Source organism: Glacieibacterium arshaanense (assembly GCF_004681125.1).
Taxonomy (GTDB): Bacteria; Pseudomonadota; Alphaproteobacteria; order Sphingomonadales; family Sphingomonadaceae; genus Polymorphobacter_A; species Polymorphobacter_A arshaanense.
Window position 1 is genome coordinate 183290 of record NZ_SIHO01000003.1, and the last position, 16530, is coordinate 199819.

Consider the following 16530-nt stretch of genomic DNA (forward strand, 5'->3'; position numbering starts at 1 on the left):
ATGGCCACCGATTCCGTTGTCATCCTGTCGTATGCACGCACGCCGATGGGCGGCTTCCAGGGCGCGCTTGGCGGCGTCAGCGCGACGGCGCTCGGCGCGACGGCGGTGCGTGCGGCGGTCGAACGCGCCGGCGTGGCGCCCGACAGCATCGAGCGCATTGTGATGGGCTGCGTGCTGCCGGCCGGGCTCGGCCAGGCGCCGGCGCGTCAGGCCGCATTGGGCGCAGGGCTGCCGCAATCGGTCGAGGCCGCGACGGTCAACAAGATGTGCGGCTCGGGCATGGAAGCCGCGATCGTCGCGCATGACGCGCTGGCAGCGGGTACTGCCGACCTCATCGTCGCGGGCGGCATGGAGAGCATGTCGAACGCGCCGTACCTTCTGATGAAGCATCGCGGCGGCGCGCGCATCGGCCATGACGCGGTCAAGGATTCGATGTACCTCGACGGCCTCGAAGACGCCTATGACCCCGGCAAGCTGATGGGCGCCTTCGCCGAAGAAGCCGCGCAAAGCTACCAGTTCACCCGCGGCGCGCAGGACGCCTATGCGCTCGAAAGTCTGGCCCGCGCCAAGGCGGCCATCGCCTCGGGCGCCTTCGAACGCGAAATCACCCCGGTCACCGTGACCACGCGCAAGGGCAGCGAAGACATCGCCGAGGACGAACAGCCCGGCAAGGCGCTGCCCGACAAGATCCCGACATTGAAGCCGGCGTTCGCCAAGGACGGCACCATCACCGCCGCCAACGCCTCGTCGATTTCGGACGGCGCCGCCGCGATGGTCATGTCGCGCGCCAGTGTCGCCGACCGCCTCGGCCTGACGCCGGTCGCCCGCATCGTCGCGCACGCCGGCCACGCGCATGCCCCCGGCCTGTTCACCACCGCGCCGGTGCCCGCCATCCGCAAAGTGCTCGCCAAGGCCGGCTGGACCGTCGATGATGTCGACCTGTTCGAAGTCAACGAAGCCTTCGCCGTCGTCGCCATGATCGCCATGCGCGACCTCGGCATCGATCACGCCAAGATCAACGTCAACGGCGGCGCTACCGCACTCGGCCACCCGATCGGCGCCAGCGGCGCGCGCATCATGGCCACGCTGATTTCCGCTCTGCAAACGCGCGGCCTGAAACGCGGCGTGGCGAGCCTGTGTATCGGTGGCGGCGAAGCGACGGCAGTCGCGGTCGAGTTGGTTTAAGGCCGACGAAAGAGCCTCCGGCGGGCAGGCCGCAGGCCTGCACCAGTAGTTTGTGACCGCGCAACATCGACCGACGTACGTCCCCGATGCACCGACCCAAACCTATGGTGCAGGCCTGAGGCCTGCCCGCCGGAGGCTCTTCTCTAGCCTTGGCTCTTAAACCCGTCGCGCCGCGGCAATCGCCGTCCGGCACCCCGCACGAATAATCGCGCTCAGCAGCGGGTAGCCCGGCGTCGATTCGGCGCCGTGGGCGAGTGCGGTATCGCGGTGCTCGACTTCTTCGGCCTGGAACTCGGCGATGGTGGCCTCGAGTTCGGGCTCGCTGCCGGCGAGTGCGTCGCGTTGTTCCTGGTAGTGGCGGTCGATTTCGGTTTCGACGGCGACGGTGCAGGCCATGGCGGCGCGCGGGCCAAGCAACGCCGTCGCGGCACCGAGCGCAAAGCCGGCGACATTCCAGAACGGCTGGAGCGCGGTCGGGCGGACGCGGCGCTTGACGAGCTCGGCATCGAACCAGTCGAGGTGGCGCTGTTCCTGCTGCTGCATCCGGGCGATTTCGGCGGCGGCAGGGTGGCGGTTGCCGAGCACGGCGAGCTGGCCTGCGTAGATGCGCGACGCGCCGAATTCGCCGGCAAGGTCGACGCGCAGCATTGATGCCACGCTATCGCGCCGGTCGCCCGGCAGGTGGTTCAACGCGGTTTCCGTAGCAGCCACAATGCGCCTCCGCCGATAAGTCCCGAGAGGATTGCGTTGTACCCGGCGAGCGAGATGCCGAACAGCGTCCATTGTGCCGCATCGCAGCGGATCAGCGGCGTCGCCATGATGCTGCCGAGCACTTCCGAAGTGGTGCCGGTGACGGGTGCGGCGGTGCAGGTCGTCAGGCCTTCCCACCAATGATATTCGACGCCGGCGTGGAAGACGCCGATGGCGCCGCTGACCAGCACCGCAATCGCGGCGAGCGCGGTCAGCGCGCGGTTCGAGCCGAGCGCCCAGGCGAGCAGGCCGAGCGCGATGGCGGCGAGGTGAGGCCAGCGCTGCCAATAGCACATTTCACACGGGAACAGCCCGCCGACGAATTGCGACAGCAGCGCGCCGCCGATCAGCCCCGCCGCGCCGACCAGCACCAGCGCATTGGCCGCTTGTTCACGACGCATAGTGCACGACCACAAAGCCGCCGACGAACAGCCCGCTGAAGATCAGCGCCAGCTTGTTGAAATGATTGTCGATGAGGTGGCGCGCGGTGTCGCCGTAGCGCCGCATCAGGAAAGCGACGAGGAAGAAGCGCCCGCCGCGCCCGGCAATCGACGCCAGAATCAGCACCGGAATCGACATGCCGGTGGTGCCCGCGGCGATCGTCGCGACCTTGTACGGAATCGGCAGGAACGCGAACGCCAGCATCAGCCAGCCGCCATATTCGTTCACCTGCGCCGTGAAGCGCGCGAACGTCGCTTCATAGCCATAGAAGTGCAGCAGCGGGATGCCGATGGTGTGATACAGCGCCGCGCCGATGGCATAGCCGAGCAGCGCGCCAAGCACCGAGGTGATGGTGGCAATTGTCGCGTAGCGGATCGATTTCTCCGGCCGCGCCAGATACATCGGGATCAGCATCACATCGGGCGGGATCGGGAAGAAGCTCGAGTCGGCGAACGAAATGAACGCCAGCCAACGCTCGGCGGTCGGCCGGCCGGCGCGTTCGAGGGTCCAGTCATAGAGTTTGCGCAGCACTGGCTTCACCCGGTTCGAGGATCGATTGCGCCACTAACACAGGTGGGCAGCACGTCAAACAGCCGCGCCGCGCCTACTTCGCCGCCGAAGCGATCACCGGTGCCGGTGGCACATAGTTCGGGTTGAGCCGTTCGAGCAGGTTGATGGCATAGTAAAGTTGGAAATCCGTGACACCGCGCTTTTTCAACGTCTCGGCGGTTTCGGCAAAGCGCGGATCGGCCTTCATGTCGGCCTCGATATACTTGTCGTCGGTCTTGATCTCGTTGATCAGGTGACGCTGCAAATCGGCCTCGCGCAGGCGCGGGCGCTCCTTGTAATTGGCATCGGTCAGCTGCGGCACGACGATGTCGGGCTCGATCCCGGCTTCCTGGACCGAACGCCCCGACGGCGTGAAATAGCGCGCCGTGGTCAGCCGCAACGCGGTTTCATCCGACAGCGGGATCAGCGTCTGCACCGAGCCCTTGCCGAAGCTGCGCATGCCGATGACCAGCGCACGACGATGGTCCTGCAGCGCGCCGGCAACGATTTCGGCCGCCGATGCCGAGCCTTCATCGACCAGGATGATGACCGGCTTGCCTTCGGTCAGGTCGCCGTTTTTGGCATAATAGCGCTGGATGTCGGCCTTGGTGCGGCCGCGCTGCGAGACGATCTCGCCGCGGTCGAGGAACGCGTCGGAGACTTCGATAGCCTGGTCGAGCAAACCGCCGGGGTTCGAGCGCAGATCGACAATGAAGCCGACGAGCTTGGGGCCCAGTGTCTTTTCAATCGATTCGATCGCGTCGCGCGTCGCCGGACCGGTCTGCTTGTTGAACGCCGAGATGCGGATGACGCCGACGTCGCCCTTGATCTCGTACTTCACCGGTTTGATCTGGATGACTTCGCGCGTCAGCGTATAGTCGATCGGCTTGGGCGCACCCTCGCGCACCACGGTAATCTTGATTTTCGTGCCCGGCGTGCCGCGCATCTTGTCGACCGCTTCGTTGAGCGTCAGCCCGTACAGCAGCTCGCCGTCGATGTGGGTGATATAGTCGCCCGACTTGATGCCGGCACGCGCCGCCGGCGTATCGTCGGTCGGCGCAATGACCTTGACCGCACCTTCTTCGGTGCTGACCGTCAGCCCCAACCCGCCGTACTCACCGTCGGTGGTCTGCTTCATGTTGGCGAAGTCGCGCGAGTCGAGATAGCTCGAATGCGGATCGAGACTGGCAAGCATGCCGTTGATCGCACCCTCGATGAGCTTCTTGTCGTCGGTCTTGTCGACATAATCGACGCGCACGCGCTCGAACACGTCCATCAGCGCATCAAGCTGCTTGTAGGTGTCGCTCTCAGCCGCCGCACGCACCGCCGCCGACGCCGGAATCAGCGCCAGAACAGCGAGGGGAAGGGCAAAGCTCCACGGATTGCGCGACATTGTAACCGAACCTTACGACGGACTAGCTGAACGTCAGTATAACATGCTTGCACGGCTGACTATGCATTAAGAGCCTCCGGCGGGCAGGCGTGACGCCTGCACCCGACACTTGCGCCGGTGCATCAAACGCGACGCTGCGTATTTGGCACCGTCGCAACAATTGGGTGCAGGCGTCACGCCTGCCCGCCGTAGGCCCTTAATCCCTGTGATACGGATGCCCGGCAATAATCGCCGTCGCCCGGTACAATTGCTCGGCGAGCATGGCGCGCACCAGCATGTGCGGCCAGGTTGCCAGCCCGAAGCCGAGCAGCAGGTCGGCCTGCGCGCGCATGTCGTCGTCATGGCCGTCGGCGGCGCCGATCAGGAAGCGGGCCTCGCGCATGCCGGCGTCGCGCCAGCGCGACAGCTGGTCGGCGAGCGCGCGTGACGCCAACGGCTTGCCGCGCTCGTCGAGCACGATGGTGACGCACGGCGTGACCGGCCCCGGCAGCTTGACCGGGCCGCGGTCATCGAGCTCGGTGATCGCCATCGGCCAGGTCATGCGCTTGCGGTAGCGTTCGACGAGGTCGGCCTCCGGGCAGCGCCCGATGCGGCCGCGCGCGATGACGTGGAGCTTCAATCGTCGGTTGTTTCGGCGGCTGCGACCTTGGGCGGCGCGCGGCGTTCGCTGGTCGAACCCGACGGGCCGTCGAACGCCCACATCTTTTCAAGGTTGTAGAACGTCCGCACTTCGGGCCGGAACAAATGGACGATGACGTCTTGCGCGTCGATCAGCACCCAGTCGGCGGTCGGCAGGCCTTCGACGCGCGATTCGCGCTTCAATTCGGTCTTGATCAGCTGCTGGATCTTCGTCGCCATCGAAGCGACCTGACGCGTCGACTTGCCGCTGGCGATGACCATATGGTCGGCGATGCTGGTCTTGCCGCGCAGCGGAATGGACACGACATCGACCGCCTGGTCGTCATCGAGCACCTTCATGATCAGCGCATGCAGGGCGGCGACCGCAGGGTCGTCAGCGGCCACGGCGCGCGGCGCGGTGGCGGGGTTCAAAGCCAATTCAACGTCCTTATTGTCGGGGCGGGGGTCATAGTTTCGGGGCACTTGCCCAGTCGGGATTGCGCGCACGCAGGCGGCTCGCGGATTGCGGGCTGAGCCTGATGTTGAGCATCACAATCGCCGGTAACTCCCAGTCATTCCAGTGACCCGGTGCCGCGGTGATGCGGCGCCGGCGCCTGAGCCAAGCCATTGCCGGCGCGGTCAGAGCGCTGCGACCATAGCCCGAACGCGGAAAAACAGCAATCGCGACGGAACGCGCCAGCTTGCGCCAGTCGCGCCAGCGGTGGAATTGCCCCAGATTGTCGGCGCCCATCAGCCAGATGAAGTCGGTTTTGGGGTGACGGTGCTGCAGCGCCCGCACCGTATCGACGGTGTAGCGGGTGCCAAGTTCGGCCTCGATCGCCAGCGGCCGGATCCGCGGATGCCGCCGCGCGCGCTGCGCCGATGCCAGCCGCGTGGCGAGCGGCGCCATGCCGGCCTCGGGCTTCAACGGGTTCTGCGGGCTGACCAGCCACCACACTTCATCGAGGTCGAGCAGCCGCAGCGCCTCGATGCTGATGTGCCGGTGGCCGTCATGCGCGGGGTTGAATGAGCCGCCGAGCAGCCCGATCCGCCGCGCGCCGTGCGAGCGCCCCGTCACAAAGTGGCCATCAAACCGGCCGCACCTGGCCACGCCCGCGTACCAGCGTCTTGTAGCTCGTCAGGCCTTCGAGCGCGACGGGTCCGCGCGCGTGCAGCCGACCGGTCGAGATACCGATTTCGCCGCCGAAGCCGAACTCGCCGCCATCGGCATATTGCGTCGAGGCGTTGTGCAGCACGATGGCGCTGTCGACGCGCGACAGGAAGGTCGCGGCGGCGGCGGCGTCATCGGTGACAATCGCGTCGGTGTGGTGCGAGCCGTGCGCGGCGATGTGCGTGATGGCACCTTCGACACCGTCGACCAGTGTCGCGGCGGCAATCGCGTCGAGATATTCGGTATCCCAGTCGGCGGCGTCGGCAGCGGTCAGTCGTGCGTCCAGCCCCGCCAGTTCGGGTGTCACCCGCACCTCGCAACCGGCATCGAGCAGCGCCTTGAGCACCGACGCCGCCAGTTCGGGGGCGGCGCGGTCGATCAGCAATGTCTCCATCGCGCCGCAGACGCCGGTGCGCCGCAGCTTCGAATTGACCGTGATCTCGACCGCCATCGCCGCATCGGCGGCCTTGTCGACATAGACATGGTTGATGCCGTCCAGATGCGCGAGCACCGGCACCCGCGCCTCGGCCTGGACGCGCGCCACCAGCCCCTTGCCGCCGCGCGGGATGATGATGTCGATCAGCCCGTGCGCCGCCAGCATCGCGCCCACCGCGGCACGGTCGGTGGTCGGCACCAGCTGGATCGCGGTTTCGGGCAGCCCCGCCGCCTTCAGTCCGGCGACCAATGCGGCATGGATGGCGCGGTTCGACCGCGCGGCTTCCGAACCGCCGCGCAGGATGCAGGCATTGCCCGACATCAGGCACAGCGCGCCGGCGTCGGCGGTGACATTGGGGCGGCTTTCGAAAATGATGCCGATGACGCCGAGCGGCACGCGCACGCGCTCGAACGCCAGCCCGTTGGGCCGCTGCCAGCGCGTGATGACCTCCCCCACCGGATCGGGCAGCGCCGCAATCGCTGCCACACCCTCGGCCATCGCGGCAATCCGCGCCGGCGTCAGCAGCAAGCGGTCGAGCATCGCGTTCGACAGCCCGGCCGCGCCTGCCGCTTCCATGTCCTGTGCGTTGGCGGCTTCGATTTCGGCGCTGCCGGCCTGCAACGCCGCCGCTGCCGCAAGCAGCGCTGCCGCCTTGGTCGCCGTCGGCGTGGTGGCGAGCACCGCCGCCGCGTCGCGCGCAGCCGCGCCCATCGTCGCAATCAGCGTGGCAGCATCAGTAGAGGCCGAAGTCGTCATCGGCGCCTTTTGTCACAACGCCGGCCAAACGCAAAACCGCGTGTCAGGCCGCCTTGCGCACGAACACCGTGCCGGCGGAATAGCCGGCGCCGAATGAACAGATCACGCCGGTGTCGCCGTGCTGCAGATCGTCGCTGTTGAGATGGAACGCGATGATCGACCCGGCGGACGAGGTGTTGGCATAGGTATCGAGCACCGTCGGGCTTTCATCCTCGGTCGCTTCATGGCCGAGCACGCGGCCGGCGATCAGCCGGTTCATCCCGGCATTGGCCTGGTGCAGCCACAGCCGCCGGATATCCGCCGGCGCCAGCGCAAAGCGCTCCATCTGCTCGGCGATCATCGTTGCCACCATCGGCACGACTTCCTTGAAGACCTTGCGGCCTTCCTGCACGAACAGCTTGTCGCGGGCGCCCGCAGTTTCGGGCGTGGCGCGGTTGAGAAAGCCGAAATTGTTGCGGATATTGTTCGAAAACACGGTCTTGAGCTTGGTGCCGAGCAGTTCCCAATGCTGCGCCGGCGCGATGTCCTGCGCCTCGACCAGGATGGCGGTCGCGACATCGCCGAAGATGAAATGGCTGTCGCGGTCGCGCCAGTTGAGATGCCCCGAACAGATTTCGGGGTTGACCACCAGCACCGACTTGGCGTTGCCGGCGCGGATGAAATCGGCCGCGGTCTGGATGCCGAACGTCGCCGACGAGCAGGCGACATTCATGTCGAAGCCAAAGCCGTCGATGCCCAGTGCGTCCTGAATCTCGATGGCAATCGCCGGATAGGCGCGCTGCAGGTTCGAACACGCGCAGATGACGGCATCGACATCTTTGGCGTCGCGGCCGGCACGCGCCAGCGCATCCCGCGCCGCTGCCACGCCGATTTCGGCGAGCACCGAAATTTGCTCGTTGGGCCGTTCATCCCAGCGCGGCGCCATGACCGCGGGGTCCAGGATCGGCGCCTTGGCCAGCACATAGCGCGCGCGGATGCCGCTCGCCTTCTCGATAAACTCCACCGAACTCGGCTCGAGCGCTAAAACCTCGCCCGCCGCAATCGCCGCCGCATGTTCGGCATTGTGCTGCGCCACATAGGTATTGAAGCTGTCGACCAGTTCGGTGTTCGAAATGCTGTCGGCAGGGGTGAAAAGGCCGGTGGCCGAAATAACAGGAATAGGCATGGGCGGGTTCTAAACCGAAGCCGGGGAGGCGGCAATGCGATATCATGCGGTGTGGCCGGTGCGGGGCTGCGCGGCGGTCATTGGGTCGCAGTGCTGCGTCGCGCCAGCTTTCGCGGGGGACGCGCGGAACGTCCGGAATGGGGTGGGTTGCAGTACGTCCGCTATCAGGTAGGATCAACTGACATGCGGACATTCGAATTGATGCACACGAGAGATTCTGCGGTGTGAATATGGCATGTTCGCCATCGGCCGAGAAAGGTTCTCCGTGCCCCAATTTGCCATCGGCGATCGTATGGACGGGAAGGCTTCAACCGAATTTCCATTGCGCTTTGGCGGCCCAATGAGTCTTAACTACTCTCAGTACATTTCTGCAAAATGTGTTGATCGGGTGTGCCGCTAAATCTAACAGTGTATGCGGAGGCGAGGACTGCGTTGTTCTGTAAGGCGGCTAGGCGTGCGATGTACGCACCTCCATCTGGAGAATTCTTGTCACGCAGACTGTCAAGCCAACCATCATGAATTGTCGTCCCGAAGTAGATTGCGATTGAATCTATACGAAGCTCGCTTGACTCAGAAGAATTAGAGCTAAATGCTCGATCCTGCAGGCCAAAAAGTGGGTGCAATGGTTCATTCTCTGGGCGAGTGCCAAAGTCTAAGCCATCGAGATGTCGGCCTTCACGCACATTATCTATAACGGTGCTACGATCTATTTCAGACATGTTTTCACTATTTTCTGTAGGCATTCCATATACATATCCTAAATTGCCGTACGAGAAAGTTATTTCACCTTTTCCTAATCGCTCAAATAGCACTCTGTTGTCGGGGATATGAGGCCCGAGATTTCCCCATTCATCGAGCCAGATTGCCGTACCATTTGGCAGTTTGTGGAGGAACCTGTCGTAATCCGTGCCAGCGACTAAGCGACAGAGTCTGGTCCTGATCTCATCACGAGTCATGCCATCGAAAGGGTTGGCGTCGATTTTGATCAGTTCAAGGTTCAGGAGTGCGCCGAAGGCTTTTGAGACATCGCCATCAAAGACATAAGTTGGATCGAGTGGCTCCTCAAATTTCCAAAGTACGTTTGACCCGTTACGCAAGACGAACTCAGCGCTGCTCCCTGCATGGCCCTTGGGGCTTGGAGTTACCCCTATATCCAGACGGCAATCGTTCCCTTGGTCAGCTCCGGCGAGCGTGAATAGAATGGTTTCAACCAAAAAGGTGATGTGACGCGTAGGGCCAATCGGCGCCCCGTGCGCCGCATCTGGCCGGATCTCAACTGTCTGGCATAGTGGCGATTTCTGTTGGTTGGAGTGACAAGACGAAAGCAGTCCAACAATAGAAAACAAAAAGACATTATGCAATTTATTAGAACCAAATAGGCATGTTTTATGAGGTGCGGGTCGCACCATATTCCGTAATTTGCAATGCCAAGAACCTCCTTTTCGACTCAAGATCTTCGGGATCCAACTTTGCCGTCGCGACAATCGCCGATGGTTGGCCGCCTGAAGATGCGAAGAGTCCATTGTCACGCGCCCTGTTGAGGGATGCCGCGCACCACTTGCTGGGCGCCAATCTCGGCACTAGCAATTGTTGGGTACGGTTCGACCAGGATAGTCCCCGCCATAGGCCCCACCTCAGCATCACGACCACAGCGATAGAGCCAAGGTCGGTAGGCAGTGGGCGACAAGGCCACCCGTTTCACTTGGCGAGACCTAACATGGTTAAGTCATACCGGACGAAATGCTCTCTAACCATGGCAAGTTTTACGGCCAATGGATTTTGATTGGAATGGCAACAATGGGGTCGTTTGCTGACCGGCAGCTAAACCCCACCCCCGACCCCTCCCTTGCAGGGGGGGGGAGCAGGAAGCATGGGGCGCAAAACAATCGGGTGCAGGCCTCAGGCCTGCCCGCCGGAGGCTCTTTACTGCCGCACGCCCTGCAGCGTCCGATAAACGTGACCTTGCACACAACCTAAATATGGAAGGTGGCGCGCGGCTTCATTCTGCGGCAACTGCTGTCATCGGCGAGTCGCTCGCGCTGTCGCAACAAACGCAAAGAGAATTTTATGCCCAGTCTTTTCGACCCGATCACGATTGGCGCCATTCAGGCACCGAACCGCATCTTCATGGCGCCGCTGACGCGCATGCGGGCGAGCGATGACCATGTGCCTACCGCGTTGATGGGCGACTATTACAGCCAGCGCGCCAGTGCCGGGCTGATCATTGCCGAAGCCATCGGCATCAGCCGGATCGGGCTCGGCTGGCCACGGACGCCGGGGATCTGGACGGCGGAGCAGACCGAGGCGTGGAAGCCGGTCACTGCGGCCGTCCACGCCGCCGGCGGGCGCATCATGGCGCAGCTGTGGCACATGGGCCGGCTGGCGCGCCCCGACACCATCGGATCGGACTCGATCTCCTCGTCGCCGGTGCGGGCGCCGTATGCGGTGCCGGACAAGAACCCCTATGGCACCCCGCGCGCCGCGACGCTCGATGACATCAAGCGGACGCTCGACGAGTATGCCAGTGCGGCGCGCAATGCGATCGCCGCCGGGTTCGACGGCGTCCAGGTTCACAGCGCCAACGGCTATCTGATCGACCAGTTCCTGCGCAACGGCGTCAACGCGCGCGACGATGACTATGGCGGGTCGCCGGAAAACCGCATCCGCCTGATGCGTGAGGTCATGGAGCGCGTTGTCGCCGAAGTCGGCGGCGACCGCGCGGCCATTCGCCTGTCGCCCAACGGCGAATCGCAGGGCACCGATGACAGCGACCCCGAAAGCGTTTTCCTGCCGGCCGCGCGCGCGCTCGACAAGCTCGGCCTCGCGTTCCTCGAACTGCGTGAGCTGACGCCGAACGGCACCTACGGCGCCACCAACGTGCCGAAGTTGAGCCCCAAGATCCGGCAGGTGTTCAGCGGCCCGCTGGTGCTCAACCAGGACTATACGGCGGAGAGCGCGCAGGCCGACCTCGACTCCGGCCTCGCCGATGCGATTTCTTGGGGGCGGAAGTATATCGGCAACCCCGACCTCGTCGAGCGCTTCCGCACCGGCGCGCCGCTCAACGAAGACAACCCGAAGACCTGGTATATCCGCGGGCCGGAAGGCTACACCGACTATCCCAAGCTGGCGGTGACGGCCGCGGCGTAGCGGCTTCGGCCTCGGGCATCCTCCCCCACCCCGACCCTCCCCACTCTCTGTTCGCTGTGCTCACAGGGGAGGAGGGAGTGGTTGGTTTGAAGTGGGAAGTGGAGTATTAGGTGTCTGCTTGGCAGTATACAGGTTAAGGCTGCAAGTAGTATGGTCGTCCCGGCTTTTGGGCCTGCGTCCATGCGTTAAACTCGGGGCGATCCGTTATGTTGAATCATCATAATTTCATGATTTTCATCATAACATCCATACTTACTTGTAGCTGCGCTCCCAACAATGACACTGCTCTTGGATGCTTTCCGGAATGGATCAATGGAGCGGGTATTCTCCCAGATGTTGGAGATTTCGCAGAAGTCAAAATAATAAACAATAGGACTTTGATCGTTAACAACGGCAACCCGATTGCCTCGGTAGCATTTGAAAAAACGCTGGCTAGGGAAAAAGCCAAAAATAGCGTGTTGGTCATTCGGTTTTCAGCAAATTCGTGTGATGAGGCCAAGAAATATTTCTATGGTACGTCTGTTAGTAGTTTGTGCAAATTTCATAATTGTAAATTTTCAAAACAGTGGAATCCGTAAGTTCATTTGATATCGCAGGCAATTGGTGAACTGCCACGGAATCTTCATCCAACGGGGAGTAGAGGCGCTGCTGTAGTGACTGCGCACTCCCGGTCACAATCGAGCGTGACAACAATCGGGTGCAGGCCTCAGGCCTGCCCGCCGGAGGCTCTTCTAAAGCGTCACCAGATGATCACGGTGCACCAGCGCAGCGCGCGGCGCATAGCCGAGGATCCCCGCCTGCGCTTCGTTGCGTGCGCCGGCAATCGCGGCGGCGTCGGCGGCGTCATAGCCCGCCAGCCCGCGCGCCACGGCGGTGCCGCTTGGCCCGAGGATTTCGACCGGGTCGCCGCGTTCGAAGCGGCCTTCGACGCGGGTGACGCCAGCGGCGAGCAGGCTTTTGCCGGTGGCGAGCGCGCGGACGGCGCCGGCGTCGATGTGGAGTTTGCCCTTGAGCGTCAGGCGGCCGGCGAGCCAGGCTTTCTTGCCGCGGGCGCCTTCGCCGGCGACGAACACCGTGCCGTGGCCGGTGGCGGCGAACGCCTGCAGCGGTGCGGGGCGGCGGCCGTCGATGATGGCCAGATGGACGCCGGCGCTGTTGGCGATGCGCGCGGCCTGGACCTTGGCGGTCATGCCGCCCGAGCCAAGGCCTGAGCCGCTGGTGCCGTCGGCCATGGCGTCGATCGCGGCATCGAGTTTCTCGACGGTGGGGATGAGCTTTGCGCTCGGGTCGGTCGCCGGGTTGGCGGTGTAGAGCCCGTCGATATCGCTGAGCAGGATGACGCCTGCCGCGCCCGCGGCCTGGCCGGCGCGTGCGGCCAGCCGGTCATTGTCGCCGAAGCGGATTTCCTGCGTGGCGACGCTGTCGTTCTCGTTGAGTACCGGCACGACGCCGAGGCTGAGCAGCCGGTCGAGCGTGGCTGCGACATTGAGGAAGCGCCGCCGGTCTTCGAGGTCGCCGAGCGTCAGCAGGATTTGCGCCGCGACGATGCCGCGCGCGCTGAGCATTTCGGCGTAGATCTGGCTGAGCGCGATTTGGCCGGTCGCAGCGGCCGCCTGTGCGTCCTCGAGGCTGGCGCGGCCACCCTTGGGCAGCCCGAGCCGCTTGGCGCCGAGTGCAATCGCGCCTGACGAGACGATGACGACCTGCTGGCCGGCCGCGCGCCGCGCCGCGACATCGTCGATGACGGTTTCGAGCCACTCGCGGCGCACGCTGCCGTCGGCCGCGACGAGCAGCGACGAGCCGATCTTGATCACCAGCCGCGGGCAGGCGGCGGGCGCAAACCGCGCTACACGGGCGTCCATGCTTTGTCCTGCGCGCCGTCGGTCTTCTTGGCGCGGCCGACGGCTTCGACGAGGCGGTCAAGCACGGCATCCATGCCTTCACGCGTTGCGCCCGACAGCAGATAGACCGGCTTGCCGCTGAACTTTTCGAGCGCCTTCTTGCGCTTGGCGAGCAGCTTGGGCTCGATCAGGTCGGCCTTGTTGAGCGCGATGATCTCGTCCTTGTCCTCGAGTCCGGCGCCATAGGCTTCGAGCTCGGCACGGACGATTTCGTACGATTCGCGCGGGTCTTCGCAATCGGCGTCGATCAGGTGCAGCAGGATGCGGCAGCGTTCGATATGGCCGAGGAAGCGGTCGCCGATGCCGACACCGTCCGCGGCGCCCTCGATGAGGCCGGGGATGTCGGCGAGTACGAACTCCTGACCCTTGTGGCGCACGACGCCGAGCTGCGGCTTCAGGGTCGTGAACGGATAGGCGCCGATCTTGGCGTGCGCGTTGGTGACGGCGTTGAGGAAGGTCGACTTGCCGGCGTTGGGCATGCCGAGCAGGCCGGCGTCGGCAATCAGCTTGAGCCGCAGCCACACCCACATCTCGGCGCCTTCGAAGCCCGGCTGGAACTGGCGCGGGGCGCGGTTGGTCGGGCTTTTGTAGAAGTCGTTGCCCTTGCCGCCGTCGCCGCCGCGTAGCACCATCAGCTTTTGGCCGGGCGCGGTGAAGTCGGCGATCAGCATTTCCTGATCGTCGGTGAAGATCTGCGTGCCGACCGGGACCTTGATGACCAGGTCGTCGGCGCCGGCGCCGGTGCGGTTGCGCCCCATGCCGTGGCCGCCCCGTCCGGCGCGGAAGTGCTGCGCGTAGCGGAAGTCGATCAGCGTGTTGAGGCCGTCGACGCATTCGAAATAGACATGGCCGCCGCGACCGCCATCGCCGCCGTCGGGGCCGCCGAATTCTTCATACTTCTCGCGCCGGAACGACACGGCGCCGTCGCCGCCGGTGCCCGAGCGCAGATAGATTTTGGCCTGGTCAAGAAACTTCATGCGCGCGGCTATGGCGCAAACCGCGTTTTTTAGCCAGAGCGTCGCGCGCATTTGCGCTATGCAGGGCGCGAGGGGACTTTTTCGAGGTCAAGGAATCGCATGAATCCACGTCGAGTCATTGTGCCCCTGCTCGCCGCGCTGGTGTTGCCCGCGGCCGCCAAGCCGCCGACGGTGCTGACGCTGACCGCCGCGCCGCAGCCCGGGGTGATGATCCGCATCAAGGACGCCAATCTGCCGGTGCGCGTGTCGCTGGGGTTTGAAAAGGCGCTGGTGCTCAATCTGGCGCCCGCCGATCACGCCAAGCTCAAGCCCTTCCCGCTGCTCGGCAAGCAGACCGTCAAGGACCCGCTGATTCCCGGCGGCGAGGCAGTGTTTCGCGGCAATTTCTACGATGTCGCGGTCGCCGGGCTCGGAAAGCTGACGGTGCCGACGGTGTGGGTCAACAAGGCGGTCGATAACGGCATCGACGGGATATTGTCGGTGATGGCGATCGACGCCGACCGTGTCATTTTCGAACAGCCCGCCGCACCCGCCGGCGGCAGCGTCTATACGATACCGACAACCGGCCGCGGCGATGTCGGCGGCGAGATCAAGCTCGAAGGCGTCAAGATATCGGTGCGATTCGCGCTCGACGCGCCGCACACGGTGATGAACGCCAATGCCGGGCAGGCACTCGCCGATGCCGGGCTGGTGCACCGCAGCGGCAAGGTCGGGCTGTGGACGCCATTTCCGCAGGTCGCGCTGCCGGTCGAGGGGCTGACGCCGGTGGCAGGCGCGCGTGTGCTCGGGCTGCCGCTGATCGACCCGACGGTGCGAATCACCGAGGCGCAGGCCAAGCTGCTTGATGCGCGGGCCAAGGCGGGCACCAGCACCGAGGCCGACCAGGAAGATGCGATTGTCGTCAGCGGCTCGAAGCGCCGGGGCAATCGCAACAGGCCGTGGATTTTGATCGGCCGCGACGTGCTGACCAAATGTTCGCGAATCGAAATGGACAAGCCCGGCCGGCAGTGGGTGCTGACCTGCAACTTTGCCTCCTAAGGCTCCAGCCCACCTAAGCCCCACGCCGCTCATCCCGAGCGAAGTCGAGGGACACGCCGAGGGCGTCGCGCGTCCCTCGACTTCGCTCGGGATGAGCGGCGTGGGGTGTTGTGTTCAAGCTTGGCTACGACTGCCTAAGCCCTAAACGAAAGGGGCGGGCCCGTAGCCGGACCCGCCCCTTGAAATTCGTTAGCGCTTGGGCTTATTCAGCCGCAGCAGCCCGGACGTCGACGCTGACGTACTTGCGGCCGAGCTTGCCATCGTGGAACACGACGACGCCTTCACCGAGCGCGAACAGCGTGTGATCCTTGCCGATGCCGACATTGCGGCCCGGATAGACCTTGGTGCCGCGCTGGCGGATGATGATCGCGCCGCCCTTGGCGTTCTGACCGCCGAACAGCTTGACGCCGAGACGGCGGCCTGCCGAATCGCGACCGTTGCGCGAGGAGCCGCCTGCTTTCTTATGTGCCATTTCTAAATCCTCTCGCTCAACCGACGCTGACGATCTTGAGCACCGTCAGCTGCTGGCGGTGACCGTTCTTGCGGCGGTAGTTGTGGCGGCGCTTCTTCTTGAAGATGATGACCTTGTCGCCCTTGGTCTGCGCGACGATTTCCGCGGTGACCGACGCGCCCTTGGCATCCTTGATGACGCCGCCGTCGCTGAGCATCAGCACGTCGAGCGCGATGGTCTGGCCGGCTTCGCCGTCGAGGCGTTCCACGATAATCTTGTCATCGGTAGCAACGCGATACTGCTTGCCACCCGTGCGCACCACTGCGAACATCGTACTTCAACCTTGAATTGGAATTCAGTGTTAGCGCGCCACCCTTTCGGGGAGCGTGCGAGAGGCGGGTTGCTAGGCCAAGGGCGCGCACTTGTCAACTTGTCTTGGCGGCGGGGCTGCGACCCTGTCGCCGATGCACTGCCGGCGTTTGCCCGAAATCGCGCTGCAAACACAGCGTTTGCCTTCGCGGTGTCCGACGCTATGGTCGGCATATTCGTATG

Annotated in this window: 18 protein-coding genes; 3 read left to right on the forward strand and 15 right to left on the reverse strand. The window is 64.3% G+C overall.

The window, feature by feature from the left end:
* Entirely contained in the window at positions 1-1185 is a 1185-nt protein-coding gene (locus EUV02_RS12850) for an acetyl-CoA C-acyltransferase (RefSeq protein ID WP_207790187.1), read from the forward strand.
* Between the two features lie 156 nt (positions 1186-1341).
* On the opposite strand, the gene EUV02_RS12855 is transcribed toward EUV02_RS12850, so the two are convergent.
* From EUV02_RS12855 to EUV02_RS12900, 10 genes are all read right to left on the reverse strand, one after another.
* Entirely contained in the window at positions 1342-1833 is a 492-nt protein-coding gene (locus EUV02_RS12855; RefSeq protein ID WP_135247009.1) for a demethoxyubiquinone hydroxylase family protein, read from the reverse strand.
* A 38-nt stretch (positions 1834-1871) separates the two neighbouring features.
* Complete coding sequence (locus tag EUV02_RS12860; RefSeq protein ID WP_135246694.1) at positions 1872-2336, reverse strand: disulfide bond formation protein B; 465 nt, start codon at positions 2334-2336, stop codon at positions 1872-1874.
* Positions 2326-2907: a YqaA family protein gene (locus tag EUV02_RS12865; RefSeq protein WP_135246695.1), complete on the reverse strand. Its 582-nt coding sequence runs from the start codon at positions 2905-2907 to the stop codon at positions 2326-2328. Before EUV02_RS12865 ends, EUV02_RS12860 begins: the two co-directional genes overlap by 11 nt.
* 73 nt (positions 2908-2980) lie before the next feature.
* A complete protein-coding gene (locus tag EUV02_RS12870; RefSeq protein ID WP_135246696.1) occupies positions 2981-4318 on the reverse strand; it encodes a S41 family peptidase in 1338 nt (445 codons plus the stop codon).
* Between the two features lie 196 nt (positions 4319-4514).
* The gene (locus EUV02_RS12875; protein ID WP_135246697.1) at positions 4515-4937 is read right to left on the reverse strand and encodes a 23S rRNA (pseudouridine(1915)-N(3))-methyltransferase RlmH; all 423 of its coding nucleotides are present in this window, start codon (positions 4935-4937) and stop codon (positions 4515-4517) included.
* Positions 4934-5374, reverse strand: a complete 441-nt coding sequence (gene rsfS / locus EUV02_RS12880) for a ribosome silencing factor (protein WP_424022195.1) — start codon at positions 5372-5374, stop codon at positions 4934-4936. The genes EUV02_RS12875 and rsfS overlap by 4 nt, the downstream gene beginning before the upstream one ends.
* Positions 5375-5402: 28 nt before the next feature.
* Entirely contained in the window at positions 5403-6014 is a 612-nt protein-coding gene (locus EUV02_RS12885; RefSeq protein ID WP_135246698.1) for a nicotinate-nucleotide adenylyltransferase, read from the reverse strand.
* A 10-nt stretch (positions 6015-6024) separates the two neighbouring features.
* On the reverse strand, positions 6025-7299 hold the full coding sequence (locus EUV02_RS12890; RefSeq protein WP_135246699.1) for a glutamate-5-semialdehyde dehydrogenase: 1275 nt from the start codon (positions 7297-7299) through the stop codon (positions 6025-6027).
* A gap of 43 nt (positions 7300-7342) precedes the next feature.
* Entirely contained in the window at positions 7343-8464 is a 1122-nt protein-coding gene (locus EUV02_RS12895) for a beta-ketoacyl-ACP synthase III (protein WP_135246700.1), read from the reverse strand.
* Positions 8465-8811: 347 nt separating this feature from the next.
* A complete protein-coding gene (locus EUV02_RS12900) occupies positions 8812-9873 on the reverse strand; it encodes a hypothetical protein (RefSeq protein WP_135246701.1) in 1062 nt (353 codons plus the stop codon).
* A 658-nt stretch (positions 9874-10531) separates the two neighbouring features.
* Here EUV02_RS12900 and EUV02_RS12905 point away from each other — a divergent pair.
* Positions 10532-11611, forward strand: a complete 1080-nt coding sequence (locus EUV02_RS12905) for an alkene reductase (RefSeq protein ID WP_135246702.1) — start codon at positions 10532-10534, stop codon at positions 11609-11611.
* 217 nt (positions 11612-11828) lie between these two features.
* Here the strand turns inward: EUV02_RS12905 and EUV02_RS12910 are convergent, their stop codons facing one another.
* From EUV02_RS12910 to obgE, 3 genes are all read right to left on the reverse strand, one after another.
* On the reverse strand, positions 11829-12077 hold the full coding sequence (locus tag EUV02_RS12910) for a hypothetical protein (protein WP_135246703.1): 249 nt from the start codon (positions 12075-12077) through the stop codon (positions 11829-11831).
* 265 nt (positions 12078-12342) lie between these two features.
* Positions 12343-13473 (reverse strand): glutamate 5-kinase, encoded by a 1131-nt coding sequence (proB, locus tag EUV02_RS12915; protein ID WP_135246704.1) that lies wholly within the window; start codon positions 13471-13473, stop codon positions 12343-12345.
* On the reverse strand, positions 13458-14489 hold the full coding sequence (gene obgE, locus EUV02_RS12920; protein WP_135246705.1) for a GTPase ObgE: 1032 nt from the start codon (positions 14487-14489) through the stop codon (positions 13458-13460). Before obgE ends, proB begins: the two co-directional genes overlap by 16 nt.
* 99 nt (positions 14490-14588) lie before the next feature.
* Between obgE and EUV02_RS12925 the strand changes: the two genes are divergently transcribed.
* Positions 14589-15527, forward strand: a complete 939-nt coding sequence (locus tag EUV02_RS12925; RefSeq protein ID WP_135246706.1) for a hypothetical protein — start codon at positions 14589-14591, stop codon at positions 15525-15527.
* Positions 15528-15729: 202 nt separating this feature from the next.
* Here EUV02_RS12925 and rpmA read toward each other — a convergent pair whose 3' ends face one another.
* Positions 15730-15999 carry a 50S ribosomal protein L27 gene (gene rpmA, locus EUV02_RS12930; RefSeq protein WP_135246707.1) on the reverse strand — a complete coding sequence of 90 codons (270 nt, stop codon included), beginning with the start codon at positions 15997-15999 and terminating at the stop codon, positions 15730-15732.
* A gap of 16 nt (positions 16000-16015) precedes the next feature.
* Positions 16016-16309 carry a 50S ribosomal protein L21 gene (gene rplU, locus EUV02_RS12935; RefSeq protein WP_135246708.1) on the reverse strand — a complete coding sequence of 98 codons (294 nt, stop codon included), beginning with the start codon at positions 16307-16309 and terminating at the stop codon, positions 16016-16018.
* Positions 16310-16530 lie beyond the last annotated feature (221 nt).